Genomic DNA, 18,702 nt, shown 5'->3' with positions numbered 1-18,702 from the left:
GCGTGCCGCGGCGACGGTGCTTCGGCGTGTGTGACCAGGACATTCGCGAAAAACAGTCACGAACGATTGTTTTTGCGCTACGGTCGCCTCACGCCGACCGCGTGTCCCCGCGATCCACTGCAAGGAGTTCTTGATGTCCGGAATGCGCCCCGACCTGTCCGGTGTCGACCCGCTGACCGTCAACCTGACGCATCGCGTCTGCGTCGGCGACCTGTTGACTCGCAGCGCCGCCCACTACGGCACGCGCACAGCCCTGGTGGACGGCGACCTCGAACTCTCGTACGCCGAACTCGAGGCACGTGCCAACGCGCTGGCGCGGGGGCTGCTCGAACGCGGTTACGAGCGGGGTGACGCCATCGCGCTGCAGTTGCAGAACAGCTGGCAGTTCGTCACGTCGTTCTTCGCACTCGCCAAGATCGGCGTGGTGGCGATGCCGCTCAATCTGCTGCTCTCGCCGTCCGACATCGCCTACCAACTCGCCGACAGCGGCGTCCGCGCCATCGTCACCGAGGATGTGTTCCTCGGAGTGCTCGAGCCGGCGGTCGCGGAGGCCTCATCGGATCGCCTCGGTGAGGTGATCGTGGCCGGCACGGCACCCGACACGGTGGCCGGGTTGCGGTCGGTGGCCTTCGACGAGGTCTTCGCCGTCGACCGGTCCGTCGTCGAGACGATCGTCGACGACCGCGACATCCTGCACTGCCTCTACACCTCCGGCACCACGTCGCGGCCCAAGGGCGTGGTGACTTCGCATGTGGCCGTGCAGATCTCGGTGCTGAGTTCGGCACTGGGCCTCGGTCTGCGGCCGGACACCCGCCCCGCGGTGCAACCGATTGTGCTGCCGCTGTTCCACGTCACGGCCCTGGATGCGCTGCTGCTGCCGTCGTTGACCGTCGGCGCGACGGTGGTGCTGCTGCGCGGCTTCGACCCCGCCGCGCTCGCCGAGGTGTTCACCCGGCGTGCGGTGACGCACCTGACGATGCTCCCGATGATGTGGGCCGCTCTCCTGCAGCAGCCCGCGCTGGCGGAGGGGGACACCGACAGCCTCGTCACCGGGCTGTACGCGATGGCGCCGATGCCCGCCGAACTGCTCGCGGCGCTGCGGTCGAGGTTCCCCAACGCCGCGATCATCCTCGGCTCGGGGCAGACCGAGACCACGCCGGCCTCGGAGTTGCAGTGGTCGGGCCACCAGGGTGTCAAGGACGCCTCGTGGGGGCCGGCGACGGTCAGCACCGACATCGCCATCATGGGCGGCGACGGCGCCCTCCTGCCGACCGGTCAGGAGGGCGAGATCGTCTATCGCGCACCGCAACTCATGGAGGGTTACTGGAACAACCGCGACGCGAACACCGAAGCCTTCGCGCATGGCTGGTTCCACGGCGGCGACATCGGCTATCTCGACGACGAGGCCGTCGTGTGGTTCACCGACCGCGCCAAGGACATCATCAAATCGGGCGGCGAGAACGTCTCGTCGGTGGAAGTGGAACGGGTGCTGCTCGGACACGAGTCGGTCGCCGAAGTCGCGGTGGTCGGCGTGCCCGACGAACACTGGGGTGAGGCGGTGACCGCGTTCGTCGTGCTCAGTGAGCCTGCCGACTCCGGTGAGACGCGGTCGGAGGAGATTCAGTCGTGGGCGCGCGAGCGCCTCGCCGGATTCAAGGCGCCCAAGAGCGTGGTCGTGGTGGACGCTCTCCCGAAGACGGCGACCGGCAAGATTCAGAAGCACCTCATGCGCTCACGGTGAGCTGCCGGAATGTGGGTCAGCCGGCGTCGTACTCGTCCCAGAATCGTTGACGGAGGCGGAAGCGGACGGGCTCGTCGACGGTGTAGCGCTCCATCGCCTCCGAGGCGTCGAGCAGGAGGGCGCGATCGATGTCGCGCGGGATGGAGGGTCGTGCGCGCTCGAGCTCCGCGGTCTCCTGCGGGGTGGCGCTCTTGCGGAAGGCCGCCAGCACGCGGCCGACGACGTCGCCGATGATCTGCTCCTGCTCGGCGTCGTCGAACTCCGGCATCACGTGTGCCACCGATCCGGTGGTGGAGCTGTAGGCCAGCACGCCGGTCGGTGCGGGCGGGGGAGTAGCGCGTGCGGCCACCGACGCGGCGGCGGCGTCGAGCGGTGTGCGCGCGGCGGGTTTGGGTGCGACCGGCCCGGGTTTGGCGGTGACCGGCGCCGACGGCTTCGGGGCGGGCTGGCGATCCACGCTGAGAACGGAACGGTCGATCGCGGGTCCGTCGATCCGGTGCAGGTCGTCCGCGGCGCGGATCAGGTGCCTGCTGACGCCGTGCGACTTGCCGTCGGCGTTCGGCACCGCCAGCAGGATCACCTGCACGCCGTGTACCTGTGCTTCTTCGACGGCCTCGGTCAGGTCGTCGTCGCCGGACACGAGGAAGAAGACGTCGGAGGTGCTGTTGCGGGCGTGCGCGACGAGATCGAGGCCGATGCGGAGGTCGACGCCCTTCTGCTCGCCGTTGACGCCGAAGCGGCCGAGTCGGAGCTTCACCTTGGCCAGTTCGCCGATGCGTTGCTGTGTGGCATTGGGAACGCCGTTGTCGGCGGAGTCGTACCAGTGCACCCGCAGCGTCGGGAGGCCGGAGAGGTGTTCGGCGGTGTCGACCAGTGTGTCGATCAGACGCGAGTACTCGACGTTGATGCTGCCGCGCAACGATGTTCCGGCGACGCGGGTGGCGGCCGACGCGAGGAGGTATCCGGTGTCTATGTACAAGCTGCATGTCGGGCGCATGGTTCGACTATCGCAGGGCCGGAGACGGTCCACCGGCCGAAACGCCGCCCTTGTTACCTCGGAGTAATCACGGGGCCCTGCTGAAATCAGTCCGCTCAGTGCCGCGCGGGGTGAATCTTCCCTCGGCATCGGTTGTGCGAACTGATTTCAGCAGGGCTCCGCGGCGACTAGCGTCCCAGTCAGAGCGAAAGGACCAGCCATGCTCACCTCGGACCTCCGGCGCGTCCTCGACGGCGCCCCGATCGCCCACGTCGCCACCGTCTCTCCCGACGGCTCACCGCACGTCGTCCCGGTCTTCGTCGGGACCGACGGCGATCGCATCGTCGTCTTCACCGGTCCTGGCTCGGTGAAGGCGCGCAACTTGCGGCGCGATCCGCGCGTCGCGCTCTCGATCGCCACCGCCGACGATCCGTTCACGCCGGTGACGGTCCGCGGTCGAGTGGTGGACTGGATCGACGGCGACGCCGGCTGGGAGATCGTCGACCGCGTCGCGGCCAAGTACATCCCGGTACCCTACCCGCGCGAGGACCCGAGGGTGGTCGCGGCGATCGAACCGACGGTGCAGAAGGTCGGAATGGGTTGAGCGTTGTCGTCACAGCTCACGTTCGTCGAGTAGGCCGACACCACTTTCTAGGCCCGCCGAGCAGGCCGACGTCACCTCTAGGCCCGCCGAGCAGGCCGACGTCACCCCCGAGGCCGGTCGAGTAGCCCAGCGAACGCAGTGAGCCGGGCGTATCGAGACGATCACCAACCCCGCCACCCCCTTCACTCCGACTCCGACTGCCCCTCCAGTGCCGCCAACGCTCGCCGAGCCGCTTCCAGCTCCCGGCTCAGCTCCTCGACCCGCCGCTGAGCCTCCTCCCGCGCCGCATTCAGCACCGACGACGCCGCTTCCAACGCCGCGTCGTCACCGAGTTCGCGCATCGCAGACTCGACGGAGTCAGCAGCGACACTGCGCGACCGCGTGGGCTTGCGTCCGCCCCGTGTCACCGATACCGACCATTCGTTGTCGGCCGAACCGAAGACCGTCACCGTCACCGACGACGGTGCCTTCCTGCCCGCCGCGCGCTTCGCCGGCCTGGCCGCAGTCTTAGGCGCCGCCGCGGTAACTGGTATCTGAGCCGCCGCTGCGTCGGTCTTCGGTGCTGCGGCCGGTCTCGGCTGAGCGGCCTTTTTCGCTGCCGCGGGCTTCGCGACCTTCGCAGCCTTCGCCGGTTGAGCCGGTGCGTCCTTGGTCATCCGCAGTTCATCGGCTTCGTAGGGGAGTTCGTCGTCGACGCCGCGCGGTTTGATGGTCAGCGTCGTCCCGGAGATCGCGATCACGCGCGCCGAGGCGCCGGGCGCGAGGCCGAGGCTGGGTGTGCCCTCGCGCAGATACACCGTGGCGCGTCGCCCCTCGGCCAATGCCGAGTTCAGGGAGGCGAGGTCGTCAGCGGTCAGAGACTCCGATGCCAAGCGGCGGCGCGGGGGCATGGCGGGCCTTTCTCCTCATTCAGATGCGGCTGTGAACACTGTGCCACAGCCGGACGACATGTTCGCACAGATGTGCGATCCGGTGGGTCGGTGGGCCCGCTGCTCAGTGACATGGACGGGGGATGCGGCGAGGTGTCGGCGATGCCACTGCGGATGGTGTCACCTCGTGTCCTGCAGGGTCGAAGGGGAGTGGGTACCGTCGGAAGTGTCGTCCAAACGAGTGGCGACGAAGTGTGGAAGATGCAGATCCATCCGCTATTCAAGGAGGACAGATGAGCTTTTCCGACGATGCACAGAACAAGGCTGAAGACCTGAAGGGCCGGGCGAAGGAAGCCGTCGGCGCTGCGACCGACGATGACCAGTTGCGTACCGAGGGGCAGACCGACCAGGGGAAGTCTGCCGCCAAGGAGAAGGTCACCGAGGTTGCGGACAAGGTCAAGGAAGGCGTCGACGCCGTGAAGGACAAGTTGACCGGCCGCTGACCGTACCGACCGGAGCGGCCCGCCACCCGAGAGTTCGGGTGGCGGGCCGCCGTCGTTCAGCAGGGAGATCAGTCCGTATTCACCATTGCTGGTGCAGGTCCTGGTCGCGTCCGATGACGCGCGCCTGAGCCACCACGCCCGCGATGACGAGCACGATGTAGGCGGCGTACCACCACCAGTGATGACCGATGGTGGATGTGACGCTCGCCCGCGAGAAGTCGTCGAGCGCGATCGTCGACGTCAGAAGCATGAGACCGCCGACGATCGCCGTGGCGCCGCCGAGTGCGCTGAGCACCACGAGCAGTAGCGCCGGCAGATTCAGCGCGATGGCAGCGACCGCCAGGAGGATGCCGACGAGCACGCCGACCACGATGATGACCCAGTTCCAGGTCACTCCGATGGCGGCCATCAGTGCGGTGCCCAGGACGAAACCGATGGAGGCCATCGCCAGCGTCACCGCCACCGCGTAGTACAGGTACGCCAGGAGGGCGAAGAGGATCGCGACCGCGATGCCGACGATCCATCCGACCGCAGTTGAGAAGAAGCCGTCTCCGGTGACGGCGGAGACGAGCCCCGCACCCAGGTTGAGGCCGACGAAAGCGCCCCACACGGCGATGACGACACGCATCGCCACCACGCCTCGGAAGCAGAACAGAATGCCGATGATGATGGCGATGAAGCCGATCAGGATGCTGGACATGGCGTAAGCGTAGTGCGCGCTTCGTGTCCGAATGGGCGGCTTCGCCTGGCGAGGGTGAAGTGCGTACGTTCGCAGCGCGCCGCGGTCGCCGGTTCTGGTCAGCCCTCGTCCGTTGTCTCCACGACCTGCGTCACCCTGGCAGTGACCTCGGTGTCGCTCGACGGTGTTTCGACCGATGTGCTCTGGTCGATGGTCACCTGTGTGCCCACCATCGTGAACTTGTCGAGGATCGGATCCTCGCCGCCGTCGATCTCGTAGAGGACTTTGAAACTACGGTCCGTGAGGACGCTGGAAGCACCTTTGAAGGTCGGCTCGAGAGAGACCGTGACGAGGCAGCCGGCGGAACCGAAACACTTCTTCTCCTCTGTCAGGACGGAGAGACTGAAGTCGGCTGCCGTGACCGGGACGGTCGAGACCCCAGTCGTCGGCGGGTAGCTGTATTCGGGCGATGCCGCGGTCTCGGTCCCGGAGGTCGCGGACTCGTCCGACCCGATCGCGTATCCCACTGCACCCGAGCCGACTGCGATGAACACCGCTGCGACGATCGCGAACAGAATCCGGCCACGCTTACGCGGGCGCTTCGGCGCGGCAGCGCTTTCGGGTGGTGCAAGGGTTCCCGGCGGTGTCGCGAATGGACTCGTGGGCGGGGGATACCCGGCGGCGGCGAAATGATGTTCGCCGGTCGGCGGAACTGGTCTGCCCGTGGGACCGTCGTTGCCCGCGTCGTGTTCGTTCATTTCCTCGTCCTTCGTTCTGTCTGTTTTGCGATGGTTCCGAGAACGTACGACTGACCTACGACAAGAACCTGATCGCTGCACGTCCCGCGCGCCGACGTCTGCGCCGGTCGTATGACGATCAGCGCTGGTGACAGGCGGTCGGTGTGGTCCGTTCGGGCGGATCTCGATTGCCGCCTTCACGTCCGCGATCGGCTCAGAAGCGGGAACTCCGCGGCGTACCTGCGACCGTACGCTGGACGAGTGCACGGCGAATACAAAGTTCCTGGTGGCAAGCTGGTGGTGGTCGACGTCGACGTCGAGGATGGGAGGCTCTCGCGGGTATCGCTGTCGGGCGACTTCTTCCTCGAACCGGACGACGCTCTCGACGTCATCACCGAGGCCGTCACCGGTGCGCCCGTGACGGCCGATGCGTCCGATTTGGGCGCGCTCATTCAAGCGGCACTGACCGCTGACGTCTCGATGGTCGGCTTCACGCCCGAGTCGGTCGGTATTGCGATCCGTCGTGCGCTCGGTCATGCCACGAGTTGGCACGACCACACCTTCGACGTCGTCGAACCGGTCGTCATGGCGCCCGCGATGCACGTCGCGCTCGACGAGGTGCTCCTGCGGGAGGTGGCGGCGGGGACTCGCCCGCCGACCCTGCGCTTCTGGGACTGGGACTCGCCGCTCGTCGTGATCGGCTCGTTCCAGTCGGTCCGCAACGAGGTCGACGACGAGGCCGCCGCCCGCCACGGTATCGGGATCGTCCGTCGCATATCCGGTGGCGGCGCGATGTTCATGGAGCCGGGTAACTGCATCACGTACTCGCTCGTCGTGCCGACATCGCTGGTGGACGGACTCAGCTTCGAGCGGTCGTACGAGTTCCTCGACCAGTGGGTGATGGGCGCCCTCGCCGACGTCGGCGTCAACGCCCGCTACGTCCCGATCAACGACATCGTCTCCGACCACGGCAAGATCGGCGGCGCCGCGCAGAAGCGCATCGTCGCCGGCGCGGTGCTGCACCACGTCACGATGTCGTACGACATCGACGCCGACAAGATGACCGAGGTCCTGCGGATCGGGCGAGAGAAGATCTCCGACAAGGGAATCACCAGCTCCGGCAAGCGCGTGGACCCGATGCGGTCGCAGACGGGGATGACGCGTGCGGCGATCATCGAGGCGTTCTTAGATCACTTCCGCGGGCGGTACCGGACGCGGGAGGCCGGGTACACGGATGCGGAACTGGCGGCCGCGCAGGAGTTGGTCGACGAGAAGTTCAGCAGCCGGGAGTGGACGTACCGGGTGCCGTAGTCCGAACGCTCGACGGTTGCCTGGTCCACGCGATAATCGTTCGTTTCTGTCGGAGTTTCCTGCCACAGTGCCAGGCATGAGCAATTTCGAACGTATCGACTCATTTCGCGGGTCGAACTTTTTCTTGTCGAACTTCTTTGAGGACGAGTTCACGGTTCCGACCCTCGGGACCGTTCCGTCGTCAGAGCATGCGTTCAACGCATTGAAGACGCGGGATCCGAACGAGCAGGAGTACGTTTTGTCGGCGAGTAGTCCGGGGGAGGCGAAGCGCCGCGGGCGGTCCGTCATGCTTCGTGATGACTGGGATGGCGGTGGGCGTGTTCGCGCAATGCAAGTAGTCCTCCAGTACAAGTTCGGATCCCGACGGATGCGCGAGCTTCTGCTCGGAACCGGCACCGCCGCTCTGGTCGAAGGCAACTCTCACCACGACCACTTCTGGGGTGATTGCCGGTGTGGTGGGCGTAGATGTGCGGCGCCCGGCGTCAATGCCCTCGGAGAACTGCTGATGGCTGAGCGTGCGAAGGACGGTCGCCTGAGTTGAGTGGACACGAATGTGCACTCAATCGTTGCTCGGTGACCGATGGGTGGACACGCGCGTCAACGACGGTGGACATTCGAACTGTCGTGGCCTCAACACTATCGCCGCGATCAGTTCGATCGCTGACGCGGGTCGGATCGAGATCGCGAACGTAGGAGGCTTCCCCGTTGTCGTCGACGATCGACTGGACCGTGGCTCCGTACCAGTCGCACTCGCCAGGGGTTCGAGCCGTGACGCCGTCACTCAGGCATGCTGCAGACCGCTTGTTCCGGACCGCTATCGGTGATGGTCACGGTTCCGTCGACTCGGATGCGACAGTGCTGCGAAGTCGATCCTCTAACAGCGATGTACATGCTCCTCGAACTCTCCGGAGTCACATTGATCGACGTTGAATATCGGCCTACGGCATTTGAGTAAGTCAGTGCGTATGTTTGCCATTCTCCGGGTGCGTAGGCGATCTGCACGTTGGGTGTATCGGCCTCGACCGTGAGGAGAACTTCTGAACGGGTGCTCGGCAGTGGAACTGGCCGCTGGTGATCGGTGGGCTCGGAGCGAGGCGTTGCGGTCGGTCGCGTGCGCAGGGTCGTCTCGGCTACGTCGTCCGCTTGGGTCGGTGTCGACGATTCGTCACCGAACGCGCCTTCGCAAGTGATCATCCAGCGGCCGTTCAATCGAACCCAGTGCTGTGTCTCGGTCTCACCAGCTGACTCTGTGACCACAGTGCCTTTGTCGCCGGACTCGTTCACCGAGATGATCCGACTCGGTGCAGACGGAGTGGCGGGATCATCTTCAGATCCGGCGAAACGCTTCGACGAAGGCGTTGATCATCGCTGCGCACGACGGCTCGGCCCAGTACTCGACGAACTCCTTCTGCGCGATCGGCGACGATCCCGCGGCCTCGATGGCGTCTCCCTCCTTGTCCATGCGTTCTGCCGCGCTGCGCAGCGACTCGGGCTTGGGCGCGAAGATCTGTTGCACGGCCGACTGCGCGGAAGTGTCGGAGTCTCGTTGTCCGAGCATCAGGCCGACGCCGGCGGAGATTGCCAATAGGAGAACCGTTGCGACACCTGCGAGGATCCAGATGAGTCGTCGTGAGGATCGCGCTGGCATCGACGACGTCGGGAAGTCATCGCCGTCTGGAGTCGGGTTCGAATCTTTCATGTCCAGTACCGTATGCGACACTTCGGACATCTGCGGTCGGCTCGCGTCCGAGGCCACGCTCCTGCGCTGAATCCGCGACCCACCTGCGAAACCTTGCTGCGGCGCACCAGGAATGCGGAATCGTGCTGAGCCGCGGCACCCGTGCTTGATCGAATAGCCGGGATGGCCGTCGCCGCGGTGCTCCTCGTCGGCGACCGTGCGCCACTCGAGGTGTCGGCAATCCTGTCCGGCCTCCCAGAGGGGTGACTCAAGGTTACGGTCAGCGCGTGACGCGATGGTTCCGTCTAATCCGCCTCGTCCGGTATTTCCCCGATCTCCGTGATCTCGAACTGTGCCGAGTCCTCGGCGTCGTCGCTCCCGACATCCCGCGGCACGCTCTTGCCCATCGCGGCTTCCACGGCCGCACACAGTCGACGTCGACGTTCGACGAAGTACGCGTCGAAGTCGTCCGCGCAGCAACTCGGCCGGAACGAGGTGCGCTTCGAGTAGGCCGTCCAGATAGTCGGGGTCGATTTGAGACTTCTGCTCAATCAGCGACAGATAACTCGATGGTGCAGCGCCGCCGATGGTGCGGTTGGCGAAAGGCTCCCTAGGGAATCAGAGTGGCGATCGCTCGTGCGCTCCCACGACAGTCGGACAGCTGATCGTCGACGACAGTTGGTCACACGGACCGCGACGACGATGTTCAAGCGGGAACATCATTGCTGAGCTGACCTCCCGGGATATACGCGACGGCCACGTCGCACGACCTCGGATTCACGCTCGAGGAGCCGATCCGTCTGCGGGCTTCCCGACGCCGTGAGGCCTTGCCCTATGGGCGCTGTCGAAGACGTCGCGGCCGGACTCCCACGGCTCCGGCATGGCGACATTCTTCCATCGTGAGGGGAGATCCTCTCAGATCAGGCGTCAACCAAAACCGAGGCACAGACGGACTTGCTGAATATGTGACCGCAGGCGCGTGCTGAGGTTCAAGCTTTCGAGTGCGTGGTTGCGGACCCCAGCAGACCTGATCGTGCCCCACTCCACGTCACCACGAGCTCATCGCGTGCACGGCTCGCGGCGACGTACAGCAACGATCGCTCGCGCAGAAGAGCTTCGGCTCGCTCTTCGTCGGGTACCGACTTGAGCGTCGCGGCTGACGGAACGTGCGCGTCGTCGATTCCGGCGAGGACGACGCGAGAGAACTCCATACCCTTCGAACGGTGCATTGTCAGCACACGCACGTGCTCGCTGCTGATCGACTTGTTCTCGAGTGCCCGCGCCGGAACACCCCGTTCGCCAAGAGCGCGGACGAACTGATCGCGCGCGGCTTCCGACCGGGTAAGCACCGCGACGGACGACGGATCGACGCCGTCGGCGACCCACCCCCTCACTTGCGCGGCCACCTTGTCGAGTTCGTCAGCCATCGAAGAGCATTCGACTAGTCGCGGGGCGGGGCCGCGACGCGCCGACCGGTAGCCCGCTGTCGACTCCTCACCTTGCTCGAGATCGTGATATTCGGCGCCGCTGAGGATACTCACGGCGAAGTGCAGATTCTCGGCCGTCGTCCGGTAATTCAGTGTCAAACGCTTCGACCGGCCAACAATCTTGATGCCGAGGCGGCCCAACACTACAGGCTGGCCGTAAATGCGCTGGTGCGAGTCCTCGGCGATGAAGAGATCGTTGGGTCCTTCGGCGACCAGATCGCGCAAGAGCGCCCAGTGCGTCGCGTGTAGATCCTGCGCCTCGTCGACGACGATGTGATCGGCCAAATAGCCGGCGCCGGCCTCCGTTCGCAAGCGCAGCGACTCTGCCGCTAGTGCGAGAACTTCTGCGTAGCTTAGTGTTCCGTCCATTCGAGCTTGCCGTCGGTAAGCCTCCACCAGCTTCCAGACGGCGATTCGCTGCGGCCTGCTGAGCCGCACGCCGCGACCGGCGCGCGCCACCTTGACGTATTGCTCGAGAGTCGTCACGCGGTTTGCGAGCACGACGGCGATGTACTCATTCTCCAAGAAAGCCGGTGTCGCCAGTTTCGTGTCGAGGCCAGACGAGAGCTCGGTGACCAGCTCACGCCACAGTGAGGCGTTGGTCCGTGAGCTGATCGAATCGATGCTCGCGTAGCCGAGGACCGACCGCGCGGCTTCGGCAAGATTGTCAGCCTGCCTTAGCACCGCGTAGCCGAGAGCGTCGATGCCCCCGACATACACGCCGGGATCGCCGGGCCGTGCGGCGATACGCACCTTCGAATCGAGAACTAGCAAGTCGGCGTGCAGCGACTGTGCCAGCGTCTTGTTATAGGTGGTGAGGATGATCCGCGCGTCGGGATTCTCGCGTGCCAGATTGCGGGCGCGATGGACGGCGACGACCGTCTTGCCTGTCCCCGCTCCTCCAGAGAGCCGGAAGGCGCCGTTGTAGGTCTTCCTTTCGGCGTACTTGCGCTGCTCTGGGTGCAGGAATACTCGCCAGGCGGCGAAGTCGTCGTTTTCGATCGCCTGGCGGAGCTCCTCGTTGTCTTCGATGAGCCGGAACTGCATCTTCGATGCAGGTTGGTCGAGCGCCTTGAGGATCTTGCCGTCCTCATCCAGGCCGTCATCGGCCGGTGCGTCGGCGAGCGCGTACTTCGCACGTAGGTCGTCGATGCTGATGCCGGTCGCCAGTTCGAGCAGGGCATCGGCCTGCCACGTCACCGCTGGAGCGATGACGTCCATCAGGGCGTCCTCGTCGGCTGCCGCGAGTGCGTCGGCGGCGATCTGTGGGTCGATGCCGAGCTTGTCCGTGAAATCCTCGAGTGTGAAACCGAGTTCGGCAAGATAGCCGGCAGGCGTCGGACTGGTGGTGAAAGCTCGATCGAGGCCGCCATCGTGGTCCGGGACGACTACGCGTTTCTTACGGTCATCGTCGCCGTCGAGTTCGCCGACTACTGCTTCGAGGACCCCGTTGATGGGGTTCACCTGTAGATAGGAACGTTCGGCGAGCTTGTTGGCATCGTCGTGCGGCCACGTTCCCATGTAAATGAAGGTGGGGTCGTCACCAAGCTTGTCGTCGATCTTGAACAAGATCGCACGGTATTGAAGATCGACTCGGCCGGTGCGGACGCGTTTGTCGACTGCGCCTTTCAGCGGCTCGATATGAAGGCCGGGGGCTGTGTGGTCCGTACCGAGCTTTTCGATGAACGCCCACACTTTGTTGCGAATGGACCCGTCGAGCTTCGGCATCGACTTGCTGTTGGATGCGAGGACGAGGTTCGCCACTAGTGGGCTCCGTTCTTGAGGGCTGCTGCGATTTGGTCGACGTTCGGCGGACAGAGTGCCCACCCTGCCTCCGACATCGTATGGTCGATGTCGTCGTCAGGCTCCAGGACCACGCCGAGTTTGCGTTCGCTCCATGCGAAGTCGAGAACGTCACCGTCGTCGGTCTCGTAGCCAACGGTCGGCACGGGCAGGTTGGCGTCGGCGAGCGCAATGACGAAATCCTTCTCGGCTTGGGACACCGTGGAGTCGTACACCGCCTGCCACTGAGTCGTGAGCTCGACGTCTGGTTTCGCAATAGGACCGCCGGCGCCGGCCTCGATGAGACTGCGCGTGGTGATGAGGTGGTTGCGGCTGAGCCCGAGCCAGTTGGAGAGCCGCAGCCACTCCTTCCAGGCCCGCCCGTCGAGGACTTCGAGTTGGTCGTCGCGGTCGTCGATGGCGAGAACGGCATGGATGGTGCGAGTCCCCTGACGCATGGCGGCCGTCACCGCGAGCGGCCCGTCGACGTGGAACCAGCACATGTCGGCTCCGGCACCGAACGATCCGGGGTCACCGTCGAGGAGCGCGTTGGCGTTCGCGGTGAGGGTGTCGGCGTCGCCTTTGGTGCGGTTGTCGGTGCGCAGCAGCGCCATCGGCAGCCAGTCGCCGACGGCCTCCCACACGTGGTGCTCGGGGTCGGAAATGAAGGCGATCAGCGTGGTGATGGGGTCGGCCGTGAGGTGTTTGACGATCGCCGGGCGGAGCGTTCCGGCCGTGATCGCGTTCGACGCGCCCCGGTCGGTGAGCCACGGCGGCGACACCGGCTCGTTGCTTTTGAACCGCTGCAGGTCGTCGTGACCGAATGACCAGACCAGGTGTCCGCTGTCGCGGAGGACGGCGCGTTTGGCGGCGTCGTCGGCGACCCGGTTGCAGTCGCGCGTGGCATGGTATTTGCGGCCATCGGCAAAGATCGCGATCCGCGGAACGTCGGGATCGTTGGTCGCCAGCTCGAAGTCGGGCTTGGAGTTGGCCATGTGCACCTGCGGGGTGAGTTTCCAGGTGCGGATCTTGGTGCCGGGCAGCACGATGGTCGCCGACGGTCCGTACGTGCCGGGCGACTCTTTCACGGTGGCGCCCATGGTCCGCAGCCGCTCGACGAAGGCGACGTAGAACTCGTGTTCCAGCGGCGATTCGTCGCTGCCGGTCCGGGTCCCGGGCGATTCGGCGGTCACCGCCTTGAGCCACGAGTCGGCATCCGGCGCCGTCTCCCCGTCGACGCCGAGGAGCTGGTCGAGCACGCGCAGCGCGGTTGTGCGCGACACCTTGTCGAGTTCATGGGGCGGGGCAAACGGGAGTAGACATTTGTGGCAGGCGAGTCGGTCGTGTTCGGCGCAGTCGCAGTGGTGCACCACCGTGCGGGCGGCGTTGAGCACCGCCCACACCTTCGCCGGATCGGCGAACTCAGCGAGATAACCGGTGCCGCCGGGGACGGTGTCGTGGATCAGCAACGCGTGCTGGCTGGGCGCGCGGAGCGCGTCGGAGATGGTGGCCACGTCGAGGTGTTCGGGGGAACCCCCGATCACCTGCCGCAGGCCGAGCAGGATCGCGGCGCTCAGGCTGGGGTGGGCGAACGGGTCGTATTCGAGCGAACGCGGTAGGTGCAGCAGCACACCCTGGGTGCGCAGGGTGCGGGCGAGGGCGATCTCCCGGACGTGCTCGGTGGCCGCGTTCCGGTGCCGGCACCAGCTGCGATGCTCATACCGGCTGTTGCGGCCGGCGGCCTTGTCGAGTTGGCCGCACGACGAGCACACCCGGAACAGGCCGGTGGTGGTTTCCTGCCCGGCGATGGTGCGGGTGCCGCCCTGCGAGGTGCGCCGGCCCATGTTTAGCCACCGCACGTCCAGCCGGCGCAGGTATTCCGCACCGAACTCGAGGTCGCCCACAAACCAGGACCGGCCGACGTTGACGGGGTCGATGTCGGCGGCGGTGACCACGGTGAACGCCTCCCGGTGGCGTTCGTCGCGCGAATCGTTGATCGACGCCTCGTCGCGGCGCACCTCGGCGGACACCCGCGCCATCTCGACCACCTGCAGCTGCTGGCTGACGTCGGCGATGGCGCCGGTCCCGCACCGCGGGCACGCCGTCACCGTCGGCGGTTGTTCGCCGGCCAGGGTGATGCCGGCCCACCCGCACTGCGGGCACAGTCGCCAGGTGTGGATGTTGGATTCGCCGGCCCCGAGGTCGACGGCGTCGATCTGCGCGGCCAGGCCCTGCGCGTAGAAGGTGGCACCGGGAGCGAGTTCGGTGAGCGCGATACGTGAGCCGCGCTGGTAGCTGGTGGCCTCGCCCATGTACTGGTTGGTGTCGGGATCGATCCAGGTGACGCCCACGTCGAGGGTCACCGAGTCGTCGAGCAGCGTGTAGTTGGGCAGTACGCCGTAGCGTTCGAGGACGCTGATCCAGTAGTCGTCGGTGAGGTCGTGGATCTGCCCGCCGAGCAGCCGGAGCGAACCCTTGGCGGTTCGCAGGTCGCGCAGATCGTCGTCGGTGGCGGCCGGCGACGACGCGCGCCGCTCGAACTCGGGCATCTCCGCCTCGACGGCGGCCCGGCGTTCGGTCAGTTCGGTGAGGTCCCGGTTCCAGCGATGCACGGCTTCTTGCAGTTCGGTGACCAGTCCGCTCGGGCCGTCGCCGGGGCCGGCGGTGGCCCAGGAACGCAACGAGTCGCGCGTGGCGTGGTCGAGGACGCCGTCGAATTGCGACAGGAAGCCGTCGACGCGGGCGTCGGCGTCGGCGTCGACCGCCTCGAGGAGGCCGGCCATCCAGCTGCCCGGATCGAAGCCGCCCAGCACGGCGCGGGCGCCGCGGGGCGCGACGGTGTTGGGGTCGCGGGCGAGCGCGTCGAGCACGTGCGCGATGTACTGGCGCCGCAGGATCTCCTCGGCGGTGAGGAACGTTGCGGGCGGGCGGACGTCGCCCTGGATCACGGACGTGGGGTCGTACAGCTTGGGCAGGTGTTCCCCGCGTCCGCGGACAAAGGCGAGTACCAGCGAATTGCCGGTCAGACGTCCGGCGCGGCCGACGCGCTGCAGGTACGACGACACGGTGCGGGGCAGTGACCCGAGCATCACGGTGGACAGGTCGCCGATGTCGATGCCCATCTCCAGGGTGGGGGTGGCCACGAGGACGTTGGGTGCCTGCGGGTCGGCGCCGCCGCGCTTGAAGTCCGCCTCGTACTTGAGCCGGACGCCGGGTGGCAGCAACGAGGTGTGCTCGCGGGCGACGACGCGCTTCATCTCCGCGCTGTCGTAGAGGCGACGGTAGAAGTTCTGCGCCTTCCGGGCGCGGGCCAAGGTCCCGGGGCAGCGGACCAGAAGGCATGGGGCGCCGTCGAGTTCGTCGACGACGGTCGCCGAGCCGGGGGTGGGGGTCTGACACACGTTGCACACCAACAGGTGCCGGCCGGACGCGAGGTCGTCGTCGGTGGGCGCGGACACCACGACCGCGGCGGCGGGCAGACCGTAGGCCGTGAGCCCGGCCTCGGTGAGGTCGGCGGCCAACACCCGCTGCTCGGCGAGCACCCCGAACAGCGACTTCGCCAGAAAGCCACCGTCGACGGGGGAGACGTTGAGGCACTGCGACGCCCACCGGGCGTACCAAGACGACGGGGCGGTGACCGCGTCGAATCCTTCGGGGACCGAGCGTGATCCGATGGCGGGGAAGGCGGGTGCGGGGCGGCCTTTGGGGAAGGCCGGCATGCCCTCGCCTTTGGGCCGCGCACCCCAGATCCAGCGGCGGTTGGCGTCTTTCTCCACGTATTTGCGCAGCCACGGATGGCGGATGGCGCCGCGGGTGCGGACGCGCTCGACGGTGCCGCGGACCCAGCGGGCGATGGCCGCGGTGTCTGGTGGCGCGAGCGACAGCTGGTGTTCGGTGGCGTTGAGGGCGGCGCGACCGAGCCGGACGGTCCGTTCCGGTGCGCCGAGGTCCACCTCGGCGACGGTGCTGCCGGTGAGTTCGAGGGTGCGGCCGAGGCGGGACTGCAGCCCGAACTCCAGGTCGATGTCGAACTGGACGCGGCGCAGGACCTTGGCGGTGGCCTTTTTCCGGGCGGCGGTGGTCGCATCGGATTGCCAGAACGGGGTGAACTCGTCGCGGTCGACGATGTCCGGGGCGAGCAGGTGGTAGCGCCGGGCCGGGACGTCGCCGGCGCGGGCGATGACGGCATCGCACAGTTCCGGCAGCGTCAGTGCCGCGTCGCCGATGGCGCTGCGCAGGGTGGAGCGCAGGCTGAGGGTGTGCGAGCGGGCCTGCACAAAGCCGGCGCGGTGCGCGGCGTCCTGCACGCTGTCGGTGAACATCAACGCCTTCTTCTCGTCGGCGTCGAGGCGGGCGTCGCCGAAGAGGTTCGACAGGGTCACCGAGAGCTGGGTGGCGACGGCGCTGCCGAGGAACCGGACCCCGTCGGCGGCGCCGCACGCCGGGCACGTGTCCTTCTTGGAGTCTTCTTCCACGTCCTCGCCGGTGAGAACGAGCACCGGAAGCACTTTGCCCTCCAGCTGTTCGGCGCTGTCCGGGTCGGGCGCCACGTCGGAGATGTCGCGGTGATCGACGCGGAACCAGCGCAGGCCCTCCACCTTCTGGTCGCCGCAGGTGGCGGCGAGGAGCGCTTCGGCGGGGGCCGAGATCAGGGCGCGGAATCGGGACGCGCCGGCGGCGTGGTCGGCGCGGATGGATTCGTCGGTGACGTCGAGGGTGTGGCCGGTGGGGGCCAGGCGGGCGCCCCATCCGGAGCGGCCGCAATGCCGGCAGTACAGCGCCGGCAAGTGCATCACGTCGCCGTCGTCACCGACGCCGTCGTCGGACCAGCGGTAGGTGGTGTTGGTGGCCACGGCGCGGTCGATGCGGGAGAGCTCCCGAATCCACAGGTGCACATCGACATTCAATGCGTTGCGGCCGATCTCGGCGCGCAGATGGGAGAGCGCTGCGAACAGATAGTCGAGGAAGCGTTGCTGCGCGGCACGGCGGGTGTCGGGGCCGGAGGCGGGGGCGCCGAACAGGGCCTCGGCGAGGTCTGCGAGGGAAACCGCATCGGTGGCGTGTTCCAGAAGCTCGGTCAGTAGCGGGTGTGCCTTGAGCAGATGCAGTTGATCGGCGGGTTCGAGGTGGCGAAGGTCGGTGGGGGCCAGGCGGCGGTCGGTGTCGGATTCGCCGGCGGCGCCGCTGGGTTCGGTGTGCTCGAACAGTTCGGAGAGCACCGCCGTGGTCAGGGTGGCATTGCTGGGCGAATCGGCGGCGAATCGGTCGAGGCGCTGTGCGGCTTCGGCGATGGCCGGGGTGCGGGGCCGGTAGAGCTTGCCGAGCGAGGTGTCGTGGTCGGCGAGCCATTCGGTGGCGGTGAGGCGGGTCTCGCCGATGACGGCGTCGGCGTCGAACCGTTCCCCGAAGACGGTGTGCGCGAAGCTCAGCATGGCGGCGGGGTCGGCCTTGGAGCCGAGGGTGGCGGACGTGGCGACGGGGGTGATGCGGCCGAGGGGGCGGGCGCGGTCGGCGTCGGTGACGGGGGAGGCGTCGGTCCAGTGGGCCTTGAGGGTGAGGCCCAGGCGCCGCAGGAGCATGGCGACGTCGGTGCCCTGGGCACCGTCGTAGGTGTGGAACTCGTCGAGCACCACGTACTGCAGCGAGTCGGCCGAGAGCCGCCAGATGTCGGAGCGGTCGGGGTGCAGCAGCAGATGGTCGAGCATCTTGTAGTTGGTGAGCAGGATGTCCGGGGGCGCCGAATGCATCAGCGCGCGGTCGGTGATCAGCCCTTCGCCGGACACCGTGGTGCGGCCACCGCTGGACTGTTCACCGGTGTAGAGGCCGGCGGAGACCCCGGACAGTTCCGGGTGCTCGGCGATGAGGCCGGCCAGGCGCTCTGCCTGGTCGTTGGCCAGGGCATTCATCGGGTAAAGGATGAGGGCCTTCATCCCGATGACGCCCGCGGCTTTGGCGCGCAGAACGTGGTCGAGGATCGGGTAGAGGAACGCTTCGGTCTTACCCGAGCCGGTACCGGTGGTGACCAGCGTCGGTTGCGGCCGGGTGTGGAACTTGGTGGACAGCCGCTCGAACGCCGCGGCCTGGTGGCCGTAGGGGACGAACCCCGCCGGCCACCAGTCCAGGTGCCTACCCCAATTCCCGCCCGCCGGCGCGAACGGCAGGCGAAGACGCACGTAGGGGCCCTTGAACATGCCGGTGTCGGGATGCCCGACGAAGTCCGACAGGGCACCCTGCGCGTCGGGATCGGTGAGCGCGAACGTCGTCGCGAGGTAGTCGGTCAGGCCCTCGCGCAGGTGGTTGGCCTGGAGGGTGGGGAGTAGTGCGCCCACAGTACG

13 protein-coding genes are annotated in these 18,702 nt (G+C 67.0%); 5 read left to right on the top strand and 8 right to left on the bottom strand.

The genetic code is table 11. From position 1 onward, the window contains the following. The first annotated feature begins 133 nt into the window (after window positions 1-133). Window positions 134-1,741 carry a class I adenylate-forming enzyme family protein gene (locus P5P27_RS12875; protein ID WP_278124289.1) on the top strand — a complete coding sequence of 536 codons (1,608 nt, stop codon included), beginning with the start codon at window positions 134-136 and terminating at the stop codon, window positions 1,739-1,741. Between the two features lie 16 nt (window positions 1,742-1,757). Here the strand turns inward: P5P27_RS12875 and P5P27_RS12870 are convergent, their stop codons facing one another. Then, window positions 1,758-2,738: an NYN domain-containing protein gene (locus tag P5P27_RS12870; protein ID WP_006897672.1), complete on the bottom strand. Its 981-nt coding sequence runs from the start codon at window positions 2,736-2,738 to the stop codon at window positions 1,758-1,760. Window positions 2,739-2,937: 199 nt separating this feature from the next. Between P5P27_RS12870 and P5P27_RS12865 the strand changes: the two genes are divergently transcribed. Further along, window positions 2,938-3,321, top strand: a complete 384-nt coding sequence (locus P5P27_RS12865) for a TIGR03618 family F420-dependent PPOX class oxidoreductase (protein WP_278124286.1) — start codon at window positions 2,938-2,940, stop codon at window positions 3,319-3,321. Between the two features lie 182 nt (window positions 3,322-3,503). On the opposite strand, the gene P5P27_RS12860 is transcribed toward P5P27_RS12865, so the two are convergent. Continuing rightward, window positions 3,504-4,211 carry a DUF6319 family protein gene (locus P5P27_RS12860; RefSeq protein WP_278124285.1) on the bottom strand — a complete coding sequence of 236 codons (708 nt, stop codon included), beginning with the start codon at window positions 4,209-4,211 and terminating at the stop codon, window positions 3,504-3,506. A 272-nt stretch (window positions 4,212-4,483) separates the two neighbouring features. On the opposite strand from P5P27_RS12860, the gene P5P27_RS12855 reads away from it, so the two are divergent. Continuing rightward, complete coding sequence (locus tag P5P27_RS12855) at window positions 4,484-4,693, top strand: CsbD family protein (protein ID WP_006897852.1); 210 nt, start codon at window positions 4,484-4,486, stop codon at window positions 4,691-4,693. A gap of 79 nt (window positions 4,694-4,772) precedes the next feature. Here P5P27_RS12855 and P5P27_RS12850 read toward each other — a convergent pair whose 3' ends face one another. Both P5P27_RS12850 and P5P27_RS12845 read right to left on the bottom strand, forming a co-directional pair. After that, window positions 4,773-5,393 (bottom strand): TM7S3/TM198-like domain-containing protein, encoded by a 621-nt coding sequence (locus tag P5P27_RS12850; protein WP_006897851.1) that lies wholly within the window; start codon window positions 5,391-5,393, stop codon window positions 4,773-4,775. Window positions 5,394-5,491: 98 nt separating this feature from the next. Beyond that, complete coding sequence (locus tag P5P27_RS12845; protein WP_045539162.1) at window positions 5,492-6,130, bottom strand: hypothetical protein; 639 nt, start codon at window positions 6,128-6,130, stop codon at window positions 5,492-5,494. A gap of 240 nt (window positions 6,131-6,370) precedes the next feature. Between P5P27_RS12845 and lplAB the strand changes: the two genes are divergently transcribed. Continuing rightward, on the top strand, window positions 6,371-7,420 hold the full coding sequence (gene lplAB, locus P5P27_RS12840) for a lipoate-protein ligase LplAB (RefSeq protein WP_278124280.1): 1,050 nt from the start codon (window positions 6,371-6,373) through the stop codon (window positions 7,418-7,420). Window positions 7,421-7,496: 76 nt separating this feature from the next. Further along, the gene (locus P5P27_RS12835; RefSeq protein WP_278124279.1) at window positions 7,497-7,961 is read left to right on the top strand and encodes an NADAR family protein; all 465 of its coding nucleotides are present in this window, start codon (window positions 7,497-7,499) and stop codon (window positions 7,959-7,961) included. A 786-nt stretch (window positions 7,962-8,747) separates the two neighbouring features. Here the strand turns inward: P5P27_RS12835 and P5P27_RS12830 are convergent. The 4 genes from P5P27_RS12830 to P5P27_RS12815 all read right to left on the bottom strand — a co-directional run bounded on the left by P5P27_RS12830 (window position 8,748) and on the right by P5P27_RS12815 (window position 18,696). Further along, on the bottom strand, window positions 8,748-9,005 hold the full coding sequence (locus tag P5P27_RS12830) for a hypothetical protein (protein ID WP_278124277.1): 258 nt from the start codon (window positions 9,003-9,005) through the stop codon (window positions 8,748-8,750). Window positions 9,006-9,403: 398 nt separating this feature from the next. Further along, entirely contained in the window at window positions 9,404-9,649 is a 246-nt protein-coding gene (locus P5P27_RS12825; RefSeq protein ID WP_222111559.1) for a hypothetical protein, read from the bottom strand. Between the two features lie 438 nt (window positions 9,650-10,087). Further along, a complete protein-coding gene (locus P5P27_RS12820) occupies window positions 10,088-12,349 on the bottom strand; it encodes a 3'-5' exonuclease (protein ID WP_222111560.1) in 2,262 nt (753 codons plus the stop codon). Continuing rightward, the gene (locus P5P27_RS12815; protein WP_222111561.1) at window positions 12,349-18,696 is read right to left on the bottom strand and encodes a DEAD/DEAH box helicase; all 6,348 of its coding nucleotides are present in this window, start codon (window positions 18,694-18,696) and stop codon (window positions 12,349-12,351) included. Before P5P27_RS12815 ends, P5P27_RS12820 begins: the two co-directional genes overlap by 1 nt. Window positions 18,697-18,702 lie beyond the last annotated feature (6 nt).

It is taken from the genome of Gordonia sihwensis (assembly GCF_029632925.1).
GTDB lineage: Bacteria > Actinomycetota > Actinomycetes > Mycobacteriales > Mycobacteriaceae > Gordonia > Gordonia sihwensis.
Note: the sequence above shows the minus strand (reverse complement) of the source record. Positions and strands in the feature narration are given on the sequence as shown.